We start from the raw sequence: 16,124 nt of genomic DNA, 5'->3' as shown, positions 1-16,124 counted from the left end.
GTTGGCGACACGGCAGTCTCCCGTGAGTCCAGATGGGAACTCAGGTGGATGGAAGCACGGTCCCTACGCATTCTCCGAAACCGATGCGTGTCGTGCCAGGTTTTTCGCACCAACCACGCAGGATGACGGTGTCACCGTCTTCCAGCCAGGTCCGGCTCTCGCCGTTGGGGAGTTGAACAGGGTTCTTGCCTCCAGAGGTCAACTCAATCAGCGCGCAGGCTTGGTCCAGGCTGGGGCCGGAGAGGGTGCCGGTACCCAGCAGATCGCCCGGCTGCAGGTTGCAGCCGTTCAGCGTGTGGTGCGTCACCAACTGGGCGGCCGTCCAATAGGCGTGGCGGTAATTGGTGAGGGTGATGCGGGCCGGTTCTGCCTTGTCATTGCGCATGCGAGGTGTTTCGATCAGCGCTTCGAGCTGGATGTCCAGGCCGCCTGCTGCGCTATTGGCGGCGCTGCTGAGGTAGGGCAGGGGTTGGGGGTCATCGGCAGGGTGTGCGAACGAAGCGCGAAAGGGCGCCAGTGCTTCCATCGTCACGATCCAGGGCGATACGGTCGAGGCGAAGTTTTTGGCCAGGAAGGGGCCTAGCGGCTGGTATTCCCAGGGTTGAATATCGCGTGCTGACCAGTCATTGAACAGTACGAGCCCGAAGATGTGTGATTCGGCCTGCTCGATAGAAATGGACTCACCCAAGGCGTTGCCCTGGCCTACAAAGATGCCCATCTCCAGTTCAATATCAACACGCGCACTGGGCTTGACCTGTGGAGTATCCGCATCTGGTGGTTTGATCTGACCTTGAGGCCGTTTGAAAGACTGTCCCGAGATGCCAATGCTGGAGGAGCGCCCGTGATAGCCGATCGGCACCCATTTGTAGTTGGGTAGCAATGGGTTGTCCGGGCGGAACTGCTTACCGATATTGGTCGCGTGGTGTATGGAGGTATAGAAATCGGTGTAGTCGCCGATGCTGGCAGGCAGCGCATATTCGGCTTGTGATTGTGGAATCAGGCAGGCTTTAAGCGCTGCTTCGTTCTTGGAGCCGGTTTGCAGGGCTTTAGAAAGCGCCCGCCGCAGGTGTGACAGAGCCACTGCCCCCAGCCCCATCAATTGATTGAGCGTGGTCTCGGCCGCTGCGCGCGCTGCGGGCAGAGCGTCACCTTCGAAGACAGCTGCCCCAAGCGCCGCATGCATGTCGACGATCTGATCACCAATGGCGACGCCGCCACGCCACGGCTCCTGCGAACCTTGGCGGCGGAACACCGCGAACGGGAGGTTCTGGATGGGAAAATCTGTACGTCCATCATTCGCCGACGCCACCCAGCTTGTCAGGGCGGGGTCGTGCGTTTCGTTGAGTTTTGTCATGAAGCTTCCTGTAGCCTGGATATGCGGAATGGTCGAGATGGTACCTGTCTATTGAACCTATTGACGTTTTCGTAATTCGTGACAACAAACCTGCCACCGTTCACACCTTCTGAGCCTGTCCTGAGCCTGTCCTGAGCCTGTCCTGAGCCTGTCGAAGTGGCGTTGCACAAGGCTTCGACAGGCTCAGCCCGAACGGTTTCAGTTAATTCAAATGCCACTTAACTCTTGACCAAAACCATGGAACCTCAGCCCTGAACGGGTATTTGTCTTGATTTTTGAAAGGATCAACAGGTTCAAGGCGGGCCTGCATGCGGTCAATTGGTGGAGAGTCGTCTGTGATCACTCTCTGGAGTCCCCTTGCGGTATGCCGAGCCATGTGCTCTTAGTCGGCGAATAGAACATCTTTTTTGAAAAAGCTCGGGAAAACCCTTTCTCGAAAGCCTTCTTTTTTGCCTCTTTTTGTGGTGGTTGCATGATTTGGGTTTTGCAGCGATAATCAGGGGCTTCGCGCTAGCCAAAAGAGTTGGCGCGTAGCAGATACATCTCCCTTCTCGCACGCTGTCACCCGCCTAACCAGGCTGGATTGACTAAAAGGTGAAGGACAGGGGTGCAGCCCTAGCCAATTTCAGGACCAGGCCGCACTCTTAGTTACTTCCCCGGCGCTACGCCGTTTCTTTTGCTTGCCGCGTTGTTGGATGGTTGGTGTTTTTTTAAACCCCGGGTTCTATAAGTACCCGACCATTTGACATGCGCGTCCGCGCCGTCCTGCCCAAACCTTTCATAAGGGCTAGGTTCTGCCGCTGCATGCCGGAAAGAAACATGATGGACTCCTTTGATCATTTGACGGCGCTGCCGTCCCAAGAGACTACGGCCGCGGATTTGATGGCTCGGCTCGTTCAAGACACCGTGGCTTCGGAAGAAGCCGCGTCTGCTGCTGCACCCGCTGCGCCAAAAGTAAATGCGTTTGCAGCCATGGGCCTGGCCCCAGAATTGGTGCAAGCCGTCACAGACATGGGTTTCACTGATCCCACCGCTGTGCAAGCTCGCGCCATTCCACTTGCGCTTCCAACAGATGCCAAGAACCTCGCCGACCTGATGGTCTCCAGCCAGACCGGCAGTGGCAAGACTGCAGCGTTTCTGCTGCCAGTGCTCCACACCCTCCTGACTGTGCAGCAAAAGGCCTTTGAACAAGAGAAAGCCGATTGGGACGCCAAAGTGGCTGAAGCCCTGGAGCGTGGAGAGCCTGCTCCCAAACGTCCGCGTCGTAAAGACCCTACGAGCTCGCGCAACTTCAAGCCCGCTGTCCCCGGCGCGCTGATCCTTTGCCCCACGCGTGAGCTGGCGCAACAGGTGGCTGCTGACGCCATCGACCTGGTTCGCCATTGCCGCGGCCTGCGCGTGGCCAACATTGTGGGCGGTATGCCTTACCAACTGCAGATTGCCAAGCTGCAAAATGCTGACCTCGTGGTTGCCACCCCTGGCCGCCTTCTGGACCTGCAACGCTCTGGCCAGATCAAGCTCGATGAAGTGCGTTTCCTGGTGGTTGACGAAGCTGACCGCATGTTGGATCTGGGCTTCTCGGACGATCTCGAAGAAGTCAATAACTTGACTGCCCAGCGTCAGCAGACCATGATGTTCTCCGCCACTTTCGCGCCACGCATCCAGCAACTGGCCATGCGCGTGATGCACGACGGCGGTGCACGTGTGCAGCGCATCCAGATCGATTCGCCACGTGAGGCGCATGCCAACATTCGTCAGGAACTCTACTGGGCAGATACCCCAGAGCACAAGCGCCGCCTGCTGGACTACTGGCTGCGCGACCCTGGCATCAACCAGGCCATCGTCTTCGCTTGCACACAAGTGGAATGCGAACAACTGGCTGAGGAACTGCAGCAAGCCAACTTTGCCGCCGTTTCCCTGCATGGCGCCTTGAGCCAGGCTGTCCGTAACCGCCGCTTGAGCGCATTGCGTGACGGCCGGGTTCAGATTCTGGTTGCTACGGACGTGGCAGCACGCGGTATTGACGTGCCCACCATCACGCACGTGTTCAACTTTGGCCTTCCTATGAAAGCTGAAGATTACACGCACCGTATTGGCCGTACGGGCCGTGCTGGTCGCGATGGACTGGCCATCACCCTGGCTGAAATCCGTGATCGCCGCCGCTTGGCCGATATCGAGGCTTACACACAGCAGCCTTTCCGCCCTCTGACGATCGACGGCCTGGAGCCGACCAAACAGTTCCCTGCAGTCACAGGTCCCAAGGAATATGGCCGTGGCGGCAAGCCAGCCGGTCGGTCGCGTCGTCCTGGCGGCCGTGAAGGTTTCGGTGGCCGTGACAGCTTTGGTGGCGGTGGTCGTGGCCGCGAGTCCTTCGGTGGCCCACGCGGAGGAGACTCCCGTGGCGACTCCCGTGGTCCCCGTCAGTTCAAGCCCGAAGGTGCGTTCGATCGCAGCGAACGTGGTGCGGCTCCTCGTCGTAACGAGGGCGGTGGTGGTAACTTCGGCAAGCCTTCTCACGGCCAACCTGCTGGCCGCGTGAAAGCAGCAGCTTTCGGTCAGAACCGCAAGCCGGGTGGCGCTCCGCGCGGCCATGGCGGCCCTGCTACGCGCACTGCCAAGCCTTATTCGCCGCGCTAATAGTTAACACAAGCGCTGATAGACAAAAAAGGAGCACGCAAGTGCTCCTTTTTTGCTTGGGAAAGCGCAAGCGTGAGTCACGCCGTTTAAGAGAGCGGAAGTGGCTTCTCTGGTTTTCTGGCAAACAGTGCGTGGCCAGGGTTCAACTGGCAGATCCTAACGTCAGGCTCATCGGCTGAACCATGAGGAAGGAGCCTTCACGCAGCGGTTCCGCGGACCCTGCGGAGCGAAAGCCAAATGCCAGATACAGGCGCATCGCTGGTGTGTCTGCTGCGGTGACTCCTAAGCACACCCGACGCGCACCGGCGGCTTCAGCCCAGGCGATGGCTTCTCCAAGCAGGGCCCGTCCAGCTCCCGTTCCGCGGGAAGCTGGATCAACCCACATCTGGTAGATGTTCGCGACCATCGGCTCGTCGGGCGACAACTTGCACCAGACAAGACCGCAAACGCGATCTCCATCGCACGCGAAAAGGGCGCGGTCCTGACCCGAGGAAGCCGCAGCAGCCATCCGTGCTGCCCACAGGGCGTCTGTTCTCCCGACCTCTGCTTCATACGTACTGCCAAAGGCATTTGGAGAATCAAGCAGCGCCTGAAGGCGCACATCTCGATAGGTTCGCCATTCATTGGGTTCTGCTGGTCGAATTGAAATCACCACACTAACTTTCTTTTGAAACCCACTTCCAGAGTGCCGCTGGCGCCGTTCTTGTCTTTAAGAAGCGAACGCCTTGCGCTGCTCCAGCAGGAATGGCCGGTCGATTTGTCCGGCCAGGGATTCGATGTCGGCCGCGATCACGCCCGTATGCGCGAAGTGCTCTTTCCACCCCGATACGGCCGCGCACACCTGACGCACCTCGGCTACGGCTTCATCCCGCCTCAAGCCGAATTGTCCGTGCTCAGATAGCGCGTTTTCCAGAGTCGCATCGCTAGCATCGGCACCCACCCGCATTTGCTGATAGCCGAGTGCCTGGCCCGACGGTAGTATGTCGAATGCGGGCGAGAGTTCGTATTCGCCGCTGTCTGCCATCAGTAGCGCATGGTTCTTCTCGTGGTCGTCTGTGTTATCGATCAGAATGTTGAACACCATGCGGCGGAACAGTTCACGCATCTGAGCCAGGTGCAGGCCACCCGCCGTGATGCCGCGTCGACGCAGCCATTGCGCCAGTTCGGGGTATCCCAAAGCCTCACCGGCACCCTTGAGCGCTACGTTGGCGGAAAGTGCATGCCTGCGCATACCACCCGGCTCGCGGTCGAAGCGCTGAACGGCCACAGCGTGGCCTTGGCCAAGTTTCACAGGCCGCGTACGTGCGGCGCGAATGCCGGCATGGCCGGCTAACGTCATCGCAGCGTGTTCGACCAGAGGCATGTCGATGGGTTCGCCGGGTTCGCTGAATTTCAGCACCCAGGGATGGCCGTGCAGTTCCAACAACGCCTTTGGGCGAGCCCCGCCGAGCGTGGTTCCGGGAGTAATGAGTCTGCGTTTGGATTCTTCCACAGGCTCGCCGGACAGGATTTGAGTAACCAGTGCGTGCACCTGTCCCGCCTCTTCGAGCTGAGGTAATGGACCGGTATCACGCGCCAGGTATTTGCTGGCGGATACGGAAACTCCCAGCGCGCCGAAGCGTTGATCCCCGGCGAAGAAGAGAAAATCGAGTACGGCCAATCGTGGTGGCTTGTCCAGTGCGCGGATCACCCGCTCGCCCCAGCGGTCTGGGCGGGCGTCATCGACCGCGCCAGCAGCGGTTTCTTTTTCATGTGGAAAAAATTCCCCCTGAGTGAGGGGAAGGTCTTCGCTTAGCGCAAAGCCAGATTTCAACCACTGCGGCGCATAGACCAGCGACACGCCCTTGTGCGATCGAGCCATTCGCAATTCGCCGATGAGGCGGGGAGCTGCGGGGTTCGCCAGAAACCAAAGGTACAGTATGTCGCCGGGCTCGTAATGCTGAAGATCGAAAGGGGTCATGGCTCGCCGCTCCCAGTGTCTGCTTCGGAGCCTGCCGCCGGGCCATAGAGGGACGGGCGTTTGCGCACCGACCGCGTCTTTGCCGCTCGCACCGAATCCTCCAGTGCGCCCAAGTCAAATTCCGGCGATGCGCACTCCGGTAAGACCTGCGCGCGGCCCATCAGCCAGAGGGCTGTAGCGTAAACACCCATGGAGACACTTGGATCGCCCTTCTCCATACGCATGAGCGTGGGCTCGGATACGCCGATGCGCTGGGCCCAGGAGGCAAGGGGCTCGCGCCGGCGCTTGCGCGCAATGCTGAGGTTCTCCCCCAGCGCGCGTAAGTGAGCCAGCACGGCGGAAGGCATGGCGTCAATGGCCTGGGAACGCTTTGGCATGGCATATATGTTAGTTCATTTGCGAAAATACCAACATATATATTTGTTTTGGATCAGATGATTATGTTTTCTGACCCTCAATGGCTAAGGCACTGACCCCTGGGGCTGCTCCCAGGATGTTGCGAAGAGCCTTACACCTGAGTGCTGAGTACCCGTCCCGGGTTCATGATGCCTTGTGGGTCCAGAGCTGTCTTGATTGCGCGCATCATGTCCAGCGCCACCGCAGACTTATAGCTGGGCAACTTGTCTACCTTTAAACTGCCAATGCCGTGTTCGGCACTGATGGATCCCTCATGCTTTGCCACTGAATCGAAGACCAGGGCGTTGATCCGGTCTTCGTACTTGAGCAGGAACTCACGCGCATCTCCACCTTCCGGCGTCTGTACGTTGTAGTGAAGATTTCCATCGCCGAGATGACCAAAATCGACCAACCGTACGCCTGGAATTTCACGCGTCAGCGCTGCATCGGTCTCCGCCACGAACGCAGGAATGCGGGAGATTGGTACGCTGATATCCTGTTTGATGTTCAGCCCTTCTTCTGCCTGCGCCATGGGAATGCTTTCCCGGATATGCCACAGGGTGCTGGCCTGGGCCAGGCTTTCTGCGACGATGGCATCGGACACACAGCCTGCTTCCAGCGCAGCCTCAAGCAGGCCTTCAAACTGCGTGCGGGCATGCTCTTCGCTTTCGTGATCGGAGTTTTCCACCAGAACGCACCAGGGGTAATCGCGCCAAAAAGGTACACGCAATTGCGGAAGGTGCTTGTCGACCAGACTCAAGGAAAACTGATTCATCACTTCGAACCCTGTCAGCCCAGCGCCCAGGTGCTTGTGCGCCAGGCCCAGCAGATCCACCGCAGCCTGCATGGATGGCACGGCCGCCCATGCGGTCAGCCGTGCGGCTGGCAAGGGGTAGAGCTTCATGGTGGCCGCTGTGATGACCCCTAGAGTGCCTTCGCTGCCGATGAACAGGTCGCGAAGGTCATATCCCGTATTGTCTTTCCGAAGGCCGGTGAGGCCATTCCAGATCTCTCCTTGCGCCGTCACCACTTCAATGCCCAGGCAAAGCTCGCGTGCATTGCCATAGCGAACAACCTGGGTGCCCCCTGCGTTGGTGCCCAGGTTGCCCCCGATCGTGCAACTGCCTTCGGCAGCCAGGCTCAATGGAAAGAGGAAGCCTGCAGCCTCTGCAGTCTCCTGCAAGTTTTGCAGGATGCAGCCCGCTTCGACCGTGATGGTGAGGTTGGCCGGATCGAGGGCACGAACTTTGTCCATGCGCCTCAAGCTGAGCACCACCTGCGAGCCGCTTGTGTCCGGCACGGCGCCTACGGCCAGACCGGTGTTGCCACCTTGCGGCACGATGCTGGCGCCATGTTTTGAGCATGCGCGCACCACGGCGGCAACCTGTTCTGTATCCGCCGGACGTACCACTGCGAGCGCGGTGCCTTCCGCGCGCTTGCGCCAGTCGCGGGTGTAGGCGCTCAGGTCACCTTCGGTCAGCACATGGGCCGCTCCGACAATGTTGCGCAGGTCTTCAAGAAGGCTGGAATGGTCCATTGAAATATCTTCTCAGTTAGGAGTTCGCGGGAGTGGCTTGCTTGGCATTGCGCTGGCGTATGCGTATGTGCAAGGTGCAGGCTGTGAATAGCGCGACACAAAGCAGCACCTGAACCATCGCCAGGTAATTGCTGGGTGGGCGGTCACTGGCTGCGCGCACAAGTCCTTCGGTGGCGTAGAGCCACACGAAAAGTGAGGTCCAGCGGTAGGTATACATGCGATTTCGGAGCAAGCCTGGCAGCGGCAGGATCAAAGGCAGGGCCTTGAGAGCCAGCCACGAACCCCCGGGCCGCAGTGGAGCCAGCCACAGCTCCCAGGCCAGGACGAGCACAATGAGCGCAATCAGGCTGACAACGGCCACCGCGCGCGTCCTGCGCACTTCAGGGGGCGCTTGTGCTGGCGCAGGGGCAGGAACAGGCTTTGGCATGCGGGTGTTATTCTGGAGATCGAAAGGAAACCTGGGAAGGCCAGAGCGGCCACTTTGGACTTTTCTCTAGCATCTGAAGGGTAGCAAAGAGCTCAATCGAAAGGTGGCGTGGCCATTAGGGGCGCACAAGCCGTCAATTGTGGGTGAAAGGGGTTGTCACTCAAGAGGCCCTAGGGCGAGCCAAGCTTTGTTGTGGCTCGCTTGTGTACAGTAGTACACGGCGCTCGCCACGCCTGGCTTGGCAACGCGTGGGGGGTTTAATTGATGACACGCCCTAGGATGATACTGGTATGAAGTTGAACGCTTTGCGGGCGCGTGCGCACGAATTTATCGATGGAGTAACCGATTTTCCGGTCCTGCCCACTGCCGCGACCTTGTGGCAGCGTTTTCAGCAAGACCGGTTGGGGCTGACGGCCAGTTCGCTGACCTTTACGTCCACTCTGGCGCTGGTCCCATTTTTTGCCATTGTGCTTTCCGTGTTCACGGCGTTTCCGCTGTTTGCGGAACTTCAGGCCGCCCTGGAGCAGTGGCTGATCGAGAGCCTGATTCCAGCCAGCATAGCGAGCAACGTGCTGGACTACCTGACGCAGTTCGCTGGCAAGGCGAGTGAACTGGGTGTGGCGGGGGGCATTGGTTTTTTCATCACCACCCTTATGCTGGTGCTCACCATAGACCATACGCTGAACGATATCTGGCGCGTGACCATTCAGCGTCCGTTAGGGCAACGCGTGTTGGTGTATTGGGCTGTGCTGACCTTGGCTCCGCTGGTCATGGGGGGAAGCCTGGCCATCACTTCGTACGTGGTGACACGTTCGCGCGGTGTCTTGCCTGACCTGCCTGGCGGCGTTAACTTTTTGCTCGACACCGCTCAGTTTTTCCTGCTCGCGGGTGGCCTTGCGCTGCTCTACCGCTACGTTCCGAATACGCCAGTCAAATGGAAACACGCCTTCGCGGGAGGCTTGTTCGTGGCTATCTGCATCGGCCTGGTCAAGCAGATCCTCAGCTGGTATCTGTCTCGAATTCCGACCTATTCGTTGATCTATGGCACCTTTGCGGCGGTGCCCATTTTGCTGCTCTGGATCTATATATGTTGGCTGATTGTGTTGTTTGGGGCCGTCATCGCAGCTTATCTTCCCAGTCTCATATCCGGCGTCGCGCGGCGAGGCGGTGGCCCTGGGTGGGAGTTTCAACTGGGGTGTGAGGTCTTGCAGGCGCTGGCCGACGTGCGAGATTCCAGATCCCGGGGTATGACGCTTCCGCAACTGGCCCAGGCCCTTCGCGTTGACACCCTTCAACTCAGCCCTGTGATTGAAACGCTGCAAAAGCTGGACTGGGTAGGGGAGCTGGCAACTTTGAAGGAGAACGAGCAGCCTCGTTATGTACTCTTGGCCAATCCCGATCAGACCCCGCTGGCACCGCTGATGGAGCGCTTGTTGCTAGTGCCCGACAAAGGGCTTGAGTCCTGGTGGCGGCATGAGGGCGTCGCTGCCTTAATGGTCAAAGATATTCTTGAACGACCCCGGCACAGCTGAGCCTGGTGGACTGGCCAGGGGCTTCGAGGGCGTGGTTGCGGCTGTGAAAGCCTATTGACAGCCTTATCATTTGCGGCGCCCTGAAAGCTTTCATGCCATCTTCTCCCTCCCTTGATCTCATTCCCATGTCCCAGTTGAACCCCGACGGAACCGTCCCGGCTTCTCCCACACCGGCGCAGATGGAGGCGCGCGTGGACGAGTTGCAGGAGCAACTGGATGAACTTCAAGCCATCCTTGCCAAGCCCTTGAATGAAATCCTGGCTGACACAGAAAAGTCGAAGGAGGCCGCTGCTGCCTGGGATGCGTACAGTGCGATGTGGATGTTGTCGCAACGTGCCATGCGGCGCGTGGCCATGGATCTGGCTGCGCAGCAAGGCGTGAGCGAGACCGAAGTCGTGGCGCGTGCCATGGCGTTTGCCAACGATGTACTCAACGGGGACGGTGAGGACCTGGGCGGCACGATTGCTGAACCCCAGATGGAACACATCGCCCGCCACAAACCGTTTCTGCGCAAGCAATTCCGAAAAAATTGAACGAACCACCTGCGCGCGCCAGACGCCCCGGAGCTGACTGCGTCGCCGTGGGAGGAGGGCGCGCAGCCGCCTCAGGGGGCCTTACCCTCACCCCCACCCTCTCCCGCCTGCGGGAGAGGGTGCTGATACCCTGACCCGGTACCGCACTGGTCTTTTCCCCGGCAACAAAAGACGTAAGGTGTATCTCTTTTTCCCGCGGTGCCAGCAACTCGTGGGGACACCGTTCACGCGGTTTGCAAGACCGCCAATAGCGAGTCCCGTAGCGTGGCAATGTGATCAGACTTTGGGGACCCTCTGAGCCAGGCCAATCCCACGGGCGGCAATGAATAAGGCAACACGTGCGGCAATATCTCTGCGGCACCACCAACGCAAACCGCTTGCGCGATATCGTCCGGAAGAATCGTGATACCGCGCGGGAGTGTGCGCAAGGCTGAAGCCATTGTGCGTACTGCGTATGCTTCCAATGCTGGAACTGGCAGTTTGCGGCCTGCCGCAGAAAAAATGGCTTCGATCATTTGGCCGATCGGTGTTTCAGCGGGTGGAAAAATCCAGTCCATTTCATGCAGCCGTGCAACGTCCAACTCTGAATACCTCGTGAGCAAGGCCGCACTTGGACGAGCCACCACCAGGCGAGCCCGCTGGTGATAGAGCAGCACATGCTCAATATCGTCACCGGAATCTCCGCTGTCCGGCGAGAAGCGGCATATGGCGCAATCCAAGGTGCGGGCGCGCAGTGCCGCCAGCAGTGGCCCGGTCGTGTCTTCCGTGGCGGTCATGCTGACCCGTGGACGCAGCGAGAACAGATGCGCCCACGCTGCGTCAAGCACACGGGTGGAGGCGTAAGGAATAACACCCAGGCGCAGTCTGCCCTGGAGACCAGCTTGCACGCTCTCCAGCTCACCCAACAGCGCCTGACTTTCCGAGATCGCGTGCGCTGCCCGGGCTATGACCACATGACCCGCTGCCGTAGGCTCCAAACCTCTGCCAGTGCGGACAAAAAGCGGCGTTCGAAAAACAGCTTCAATGTCTGCGAGTGAGCGCGTCACCGACGGCTGGCTGATACCCAAGGCCTCGGCTACACGTGTGACCGACCGCAGCTGATCAAGGGCGACCAGGAGGCGGTAATGGCGAACCTTGATACGCGACTCAAGTGCGCTTTGGATAAGGAAGCTAGGGTTATCCATGGGTAAGAAATAGCATTAATGATATGAATCTATGCAAATTCATTGCCATCAGTCTATTTCAAAAGCGTACAGTGGATGAGCAAAAGGCCCCGTCACTTACTGGCATCAAATGAGCGAATTCACCACACGGCCGGAGATTTCCGGCACCTTCGGCGTCGTATCTTCAACCCATTGGCTCGCTTCGCAGGCGGCCATGGGTGTTCTTGAACGTGGGGGCAATGCCTTTGACGCGGCCGTTGCCGGTGGGTTTGTGCTGCAGGTTGTGGAACCTCATTTGAATGGCCCGGGCGGCGAAGCCCCTATCCTGCTTTGGAACGAACGTTTGGGAAAAACGCTGGCGATCAATGGTCAGGGCGTAGCACCGATGGCGGCTACGGTTGAGGTTTTTCGGCGCATGGGGTTTGAGCAAGTGCCAGGCATCGGTCTATTGCCTGCTACTGTGCCCGGCGCCTTCGGTGCCTGGATGACTTTGCTGCGCGAGCATGGGACGTGGTCTTTGGCCGACGTATTGGCTCCTGCCATTCGATATGCGAGGGACGGGTTTCCGCTGATTCCGCGCGCAGTACAAGCCATCTATGCAGTGCAGGAGCTTTTTCGCACGCAATGGACCAGCTCAGCCGATGTATGGCTGCCGGGTGGCCGTGTACCCGTGCCTGGGGAGCTTTTCCAGATACCCCAATTGGCAAAAACCTATGAACGCATCATTCAAGAGGCGCAGGCAAGCAGCGAAGACCGGACCACCCAAATCGACGCAGCGATCAAGCTTTGGTACCAGGGCTTCGTGGCACGGGAGATAGATGTTTACTACCGGAGCGCCAAAGTGCAAGACACCAGCGGCGAGCTCCATGGTGGTCTGCTGCGCTATGAGGACATGGCTGCATGGTCCCCAGCAGTGGAGTCACCTCTGACGGTGGACTTTGGCCGCTATACGCTGGCCAAGTGCGGTTACTGGAGCCAGGGGCCGGCCTTTCTTCAGCAGATTGGGATGCTGCGTCACGCGGGCTTGGAACAGTTTACACCTCACACCGCAGGTTTTGTCCACCGCATTGCCGAGGCCGCCAAACTTGCCATGGCAGACCGTTTGGCTTGGTATGGCGTGGCGCCTGGCGCGAACATTGAAGTGCAGATGGCGCTGCTGTCGGACGAGTATCTAGGCGCTCGCTGGGCCGAAGTTGGCGAATTAGCCTCTAAAGAATTGCGTCCTGGTGATCCGCTTGGCCGCAGCCCTCGTTTGCCCGACCTGGATGTAGCTCGCCGCACATTGCTGACCGCTGACACCCGATTCGGCATAGGCGAGCCCACATTCGCGACGCTGCCACCTGTTTCTCAATGGGCAGAGAGCGAAGTGTTCGTTGGCGACACCTGTCACATAGACGTGATCGACCGGCATGGCAACATGGCAGCTGCCACACCTTCGGGCGGATGGCTTTCCTCCAGTCCAACGGTACCGGCTCTGGGCTTTGCGATCAACACGCGACTGCAAATGACCTGGATGGACGCTGGTCTGCCCAACAGCCTTACGCCAGGCGTTTCCCCCTGCACGACTTTGTCACCTTCGCTGGCGCTGCGAGACGGCGAGCCTTACATGGTCTTTGGCACACCTGGAGGCGATCAGCAGGATCAGTGGTCGCCCGCATTCTTTCTTCGTCATGCCGTTCACGGCATGAATCTCCAGGAGGCCATTGATGCGCCTGCCTGGCACGTCGATCATTTTCCCGCTTCATTCTGGCCGCGACAAACCCGCTTGAACCAACTGACACTTGAATCACGGTTCATGCCATCGGAAATCGATGAACTCCGGAGAGCTGGACATGAGGTCAAGGTTGGCCCGGACTGGTCAGAAAGCCGCATGTCCGCATGCAGCAGAGAGCGCGACTCGCGTGGCCGCATTCTGCTGCGTGCTGCAGCTAATCCGCGTGGCATGCAAGGCTATGCCGTCGGGCGTTGAACCGTTTTTAACCCTTGGAGTAAAGCCATGACTTTCATCCGCCTGAGACACTTCCTTGGTGCTTTTCTGCTCGGAGCTGCCGGCATCGCGACCGCAGCGTATCCTGAAAAGCCCATTACTCTGATAGTTCCGTGGGCGCCGGGCGGATCCACGGACATTCTTGCGCGCGCACTCGCCGAACAGCTCACCAAATCGCTTGGCCAATCTGTGATTGTCGACAACCGCGCCGGTGCGTCTGGCAACATCGGCTCAAACATGGTGGCCAAGGCACGTCCTGACGGCTACACCTTGTTGGTGGGGTCAATGAGCACGCACGCGATGAACCCGGCATTGATGGATAACATGCCCTTCAAGGGTGTTGAGGACTTCACGCCGATTGCGCAACTGGCCAACGTCGTCAACACACTCGTCGTGAGCAACTCAGTGCCGGCCAAGAACGTTCGCGAGCTCGTCGCCTACGCCAAGGCCAACCCCGGAAAGCTCAATTACGCCAGCGCAGGTGCCGGCTCAACGAATCACCTCAGCGCCGTGTTTTTTGAGCGCGCTGCTGGCGTGCGCATGACTCACATTCCTTATAAGGGTGGTGCTCCGGCTGTAGTGGATACCGTGGCTGACCAGACTCAAGTGCTGTTTTCTGCAGGCACCCAAACCCTTCCGCATGTCAAGGCGGGCAAACTCAAGCTGCTTGCTGTGACGGAGGCCAAGCGTTCCGTTCTGCTGCCGGAAGTGCCCACTGTGGCTGAAACATTACCGGGCTATGAGCTCGGAGTCTGGTATGGCTTCTTCGGCCCGGCACGCATGCCTAAAGAGCTGGTCGATCGCCTCAACGCCGCTGCAAACGCGGCCATGGCAGATCCGAATGTGAAAGCTCGGATGGACAGCATGGGTGTGGAGGTGACTAACGCGACGGCTGCGGAGTTTGCCGCCACCTTGCGTAGCGATGCCGACCGTTACGGCAAGATTATTCGCGAGCTCGGGATCAAGAATGAGTGACTCTGAACGAGGTGAAGTCCTCATTGGTCTGCCTGCTGACGCATTCTCTGTCTTGTGCGAGCGCTTGCCCAGAGCTGAAGGTTTTGACGACGCCATGGACCTTGCAGAGCACTTTCGTCAAACGGTGTTGGGCGACGGGTTGATGACAGTCAATCGCGTTCATGCGGCTTCGGAGCGAGATGTGCTCTTGCAGCGTATCTGGTCTTCCAGGCCGCACGCATATCCTGTCGGTGGAACGAAGCTCAAGTCCATGACGAACTGGACTCGGCAACTGTTGCTGCGCGGCGAGCTTTTTATCGGCGAGGGCCTGGGTGCGCTGGAAGACGTTTTCGATGACGTTCAATTGATTGCATCCATGGGTCTGCGGGCCGTCATGAATGTGCCTTTGGTGCGGCAGGATGGCAGTTGCTTCGCGACTTTCAATGTTCTCGGAACACGCGAACGCTGGACCTCTGGAGACCAGATCGTGATCAGGCTTCTTGCTGAACTGATGCGGCCTCAGGCAGCCGGTTACTTGGCGAATATGGAGGCCTCACCGCGGAGTCAACAGAAGGCAATATCTACGCATCTGTGACTTGCGGATTGCTAAAACCGCTCTGAAGCTTCCATCACGCGGTGGCAGGCTGGCAGGGGCGCTAATTCCTGCCAACCACGGCCTCCACGCTTTTGCTGGAAGTCACTCCGCCAGAAATTCCCGCAACGCGGCCAACACCTCGTCAGGTGCTTCTGTCATGAGTGAATGCCCTGCATTGACCTCCTTTACCTTGGCCAGCCGCGCGTGGGCTGCCAACGCTTTGGCGGACTTGGGCGGTGTCATCTGATCGTTGCGCCCAATCAGAAAGAGCGTAGGGCAGTGAACTGCCGCCATGGCCTGCTCGCCGCCTGCGTAGCTGTCGCACGCCTTGAATCCGGTATAGAACACATTGGTCTTTGCGTTGCTGAGCAGCATGCGCCGCATCAGGGCTCGCGAGCCGCCGTAAAGCCATGTGCCAGGGCCCAGTGCTGAAGGTGGCGGAGCCAGCATCGAGTGTGAAAATTGATTCACCATGGCAATCGCTTTTTCGGGTGCCTTGATGGAGTTTTCCAGCAGAGCGGGTGACACCTTCATGGGGTATGCAGCACCTGCCAGGACCAGGTGGCTGACCAGCGCAGGCGCGCGTGCAGCGGTCTCCAGCGCAATCAGCGAGCCGAAGCTGTGGCCCACCAAGGCCGCCTGGCTAAGCCCTGCTGCAGCAATCAGGGCAATGATCATGTCAGCGGCGTCTTCTACCGTCGCAGGGGGCTCGCCCATGCTCTTGCCTTGCCCTGGCAGATCAATGGCCAGCACGTTCCAGCCATGATTGGCCATGTACCGGCTCTGCAGTATCCAGACGCTGTGGTCGTTCAGCACCCCATGGATGAAAACAACAGTGGGCTGTGCGGCATTGAACGCCTTGCCACCCGTATAAGCGTAGATTTTTTGTTCGTTGACGGTCAGAAACATATCAATTTTCTCCGGCGCCGAGCGCCCTTGGATGCGCTGCCGGCCCTCACCGGTTGGCCGGCCCCCCACCCTCTCCCGCAGGCGGGAGAGGGAGTAGCAGTCCGTTGCTGCGCAAAAGGTAGTTATTTCTTGCTCCATCA

Annotated in this window: 14 protein-coding genes; 6 read left to right on the top strand and 8 right to left on the bottom strand. The window is 59.1% G+C overall.

Annotation, left to right across the window (positions count from 1 at the left end; all coding sequences use genetic code 11):
* Positions 1–40: 40 nt before the first annotated feature.
* The gene (gene fahA / locus ABIE13_RS04745; RefSeq protein WP_354441632.1) at positions 41–1,354 is read right to left on the bottom strand and encodes a fumarylacetoacetase; all 1,314 of its coding nucleotides are present in this window, start codon (positions 1,352–1,354) and stop codon (positions 41–43) included.
* 819 nt (positions 1,355–2,173) lie between these two features.
* Between fahA and ABIE13_RS04740 the strand changes: the two genes are divergently transcribed.
* Positions 2,174–3,991, top strand: a complete 1,818-nt coding sequence (locus ABIE13_RS04740; protein ID WP_354441630.1) for a DEAD/DEAH box helicase — start codon at positions 2,174–2,176, stop codon at positions 3,989–3,991.
* A 142-nt stretch (positions 3,992–4,133) separates the two neighbouring features.
* Here the strand turns inward: ABIE13_RS04740 and ABIE13_RS04735 are convergent, their stop codons facing one another.
* The 5 genes from ABIE13_RS04735 to ABIE13_RS04715 form a co-directional block, all read right to left on the bottom strand.
* On the bottom strand, positions 4,134–4,646 hold the full coding sequence (locus tag ABIE13_RS04735; RefSeq protein ID WP_354441628.1) for a GNAT family N-acetyltransferase: 513 nt from the start codon (positions 4,644–4,646) through the stop codon (positions 4,134–4,136).
* Between the two features lie 54 nt (positions 4,647–4,700).
* Positions 4,701–5,951 carry a type II toxin-antitoxin system HipA family toxin gene (locus tag ABIE13_RS04730; protein ID WP_354441626.1) on the bottom strand — a complete coding sequence of 417 codons (1,251 nt, stop codon included), beginning with the start codon at positions 5,949–5,951 and terminating at the stop codon, positions 4,701–4,703.
* A complete protein-coding gene (locus tag ABIE13_RS04725) occupies positions 5,948–6,328 on the bottom strand; it encodes a helix-turn-helix domain-containing protein (RefSeq protein WP_354441624.1) in 381 nt (126 codons plus the stop codon). Before ABIE13_RS04725 ends, ABIE13_RS04730 begins: the two co-directional genes overlap by 4 nt.
* 131 nt (positions 6,329–6,459) lie before the next feature.
* Positions 6,460–7,884, bottom strand: coding sequence for an FAD-binding oxidoreductase (locus ABIE13_RS04720; RefSeq protein WP_354441622.1), 1,425 nt, complete (start codon positions 7,882–7,884; stop codon positions 6,460–6,462).
* A gap of 16 nt (positions 7,885–7,900) precedes the next feature.
* Complete coding sequence (locus tag ABIE13_RS04715; RefSeq protein WP_354441620.1) at positions 7,901–8,311, bottom strand: DUF2069 domain-containing protein; 411 nt, start codon at positions 8,309–8,311, stop codon at positions 7,901–7,903.
* A 290-nt stretch (positions 8,312–8,601) separates the two neighbouring features.
* Between ABIE13_RS04715 and ABIE13_RS04710 the strand changes: the two genes are divergently transcribed.
* A complete protein-coding gene (locus ABIE13_RS04710) occupies positions 8,602–9,843 on the top strand; it encodes a YihY family inner membrane protein (RefSeq protein ID WP_354441618.1) in 1,242 nt (413 codons plus the stop codon).
* Positions 9,844–9,935: 92 nt separating this feature from the next.
* Positions 9,936–10,376, top strand: coding sequence for a hypothetical protein (locus ABIE13_RS04705; RefSeq protein WP_354441616.1), 441 nt, complete (start codon positions 9,936–9,938; stop codon positions 10,374–10,376).
* 224 nt (positions 10,377–10,600) lie between these two features.
* Here the strand turns inward: ABIE13_RS04705 and ABIE13_RS04700 are convergent, their stop codons facing one another.
* Positions 10,601–11,560 (bottom strand): LysR family transcriptional regulator, encoded by a 960-nt coding sequence (locus ABIE13_RS04700; protein ID WP_354441614.1) that lies wholly within the window; start codon positions 11,558–11,560, stop codon positions 10,601–10,603.
* Between the two features lie 109 nt (positions 11,561–11,669).
* On the opposite strand from ABIE13_RS04700, the gene ABIE13_RS04695 reads away from it, so the two are divergent.
* The 3 genes from ABIE13_RS04695 to ABIE13_RS04685 are packed head-to-tail and all read left to right on the top strand — an operon-like array spanning position 11,670 to position 15,075.
* Positions 11,670–13,508, top strand: a complete 1,839-nt coding sequence (locus tag ABIE13_RS04695; RefSeq protein ID WP_354441612.1) for a gamma-glutamyltransferase family protein — start codon at positions 11,670–11,672, stop codon at positions 13,506–13,508.
* Between the two features lie 27 nt (positions 13,509–13,535).
* The gene (locus tag ABIE13_RS04690) at positions 13,536–14,501 is read left to right on the top strand and encodes a Bug family tripartite tricarboxylate transporter substrate binding protein (protein ID WP_354441610.1); all 966 of its coding nucleotides are present in this window, start codon (positions 13,536–13,538) and stop codon (positions 14,499–14,501) included.
* Positions 14,494–15,075, top strand: coding sequence for a GAF domain-containing protein (locus ABIE13_RS04685; RefSeq protein ID WP_354441608.1), 582 nt, complete (start codon positions 14,494–14,496; stop codon positions 15,073–15,075). Before ABIE13_RS04690 ends, ABIE13_RS04685 begins: the two co-directional genes overlap by 8 nt.
* Before the next feature lie 102 nt (positions 15,076–15,177).
* Here ABIE13_RS04685 and ABIE13_RS04680 read toward each other — a convergent pair whose 3' ends face one another.
* Positions 15,178–15,984, bottom strand: coding sequence for an alpha/beta fold hydrolase (locus tag ABIE13_RS04680; RefSeq protein ID WP_354441606.1), 807 nt, complete (start codon positions 15,982–15,984; stop codon positions 15,178–15,180).
* Positions 15,985–16,124: the final 140 nt, after the last annotated feature.

The sequence above is a fragment of the Ottowia thiooxydans genome, from assembly GCF_040548795.1.
GTDB lineage: Bacteria > Pseudomonadota > Gammaproteobacteria > Burkholderiales > Burkholderiaceae_C > Ottowia > Ottowia thiooxydans_A.
This window is presented reverse-complemented; position numbering and strand designations above follow the sequence as displayed.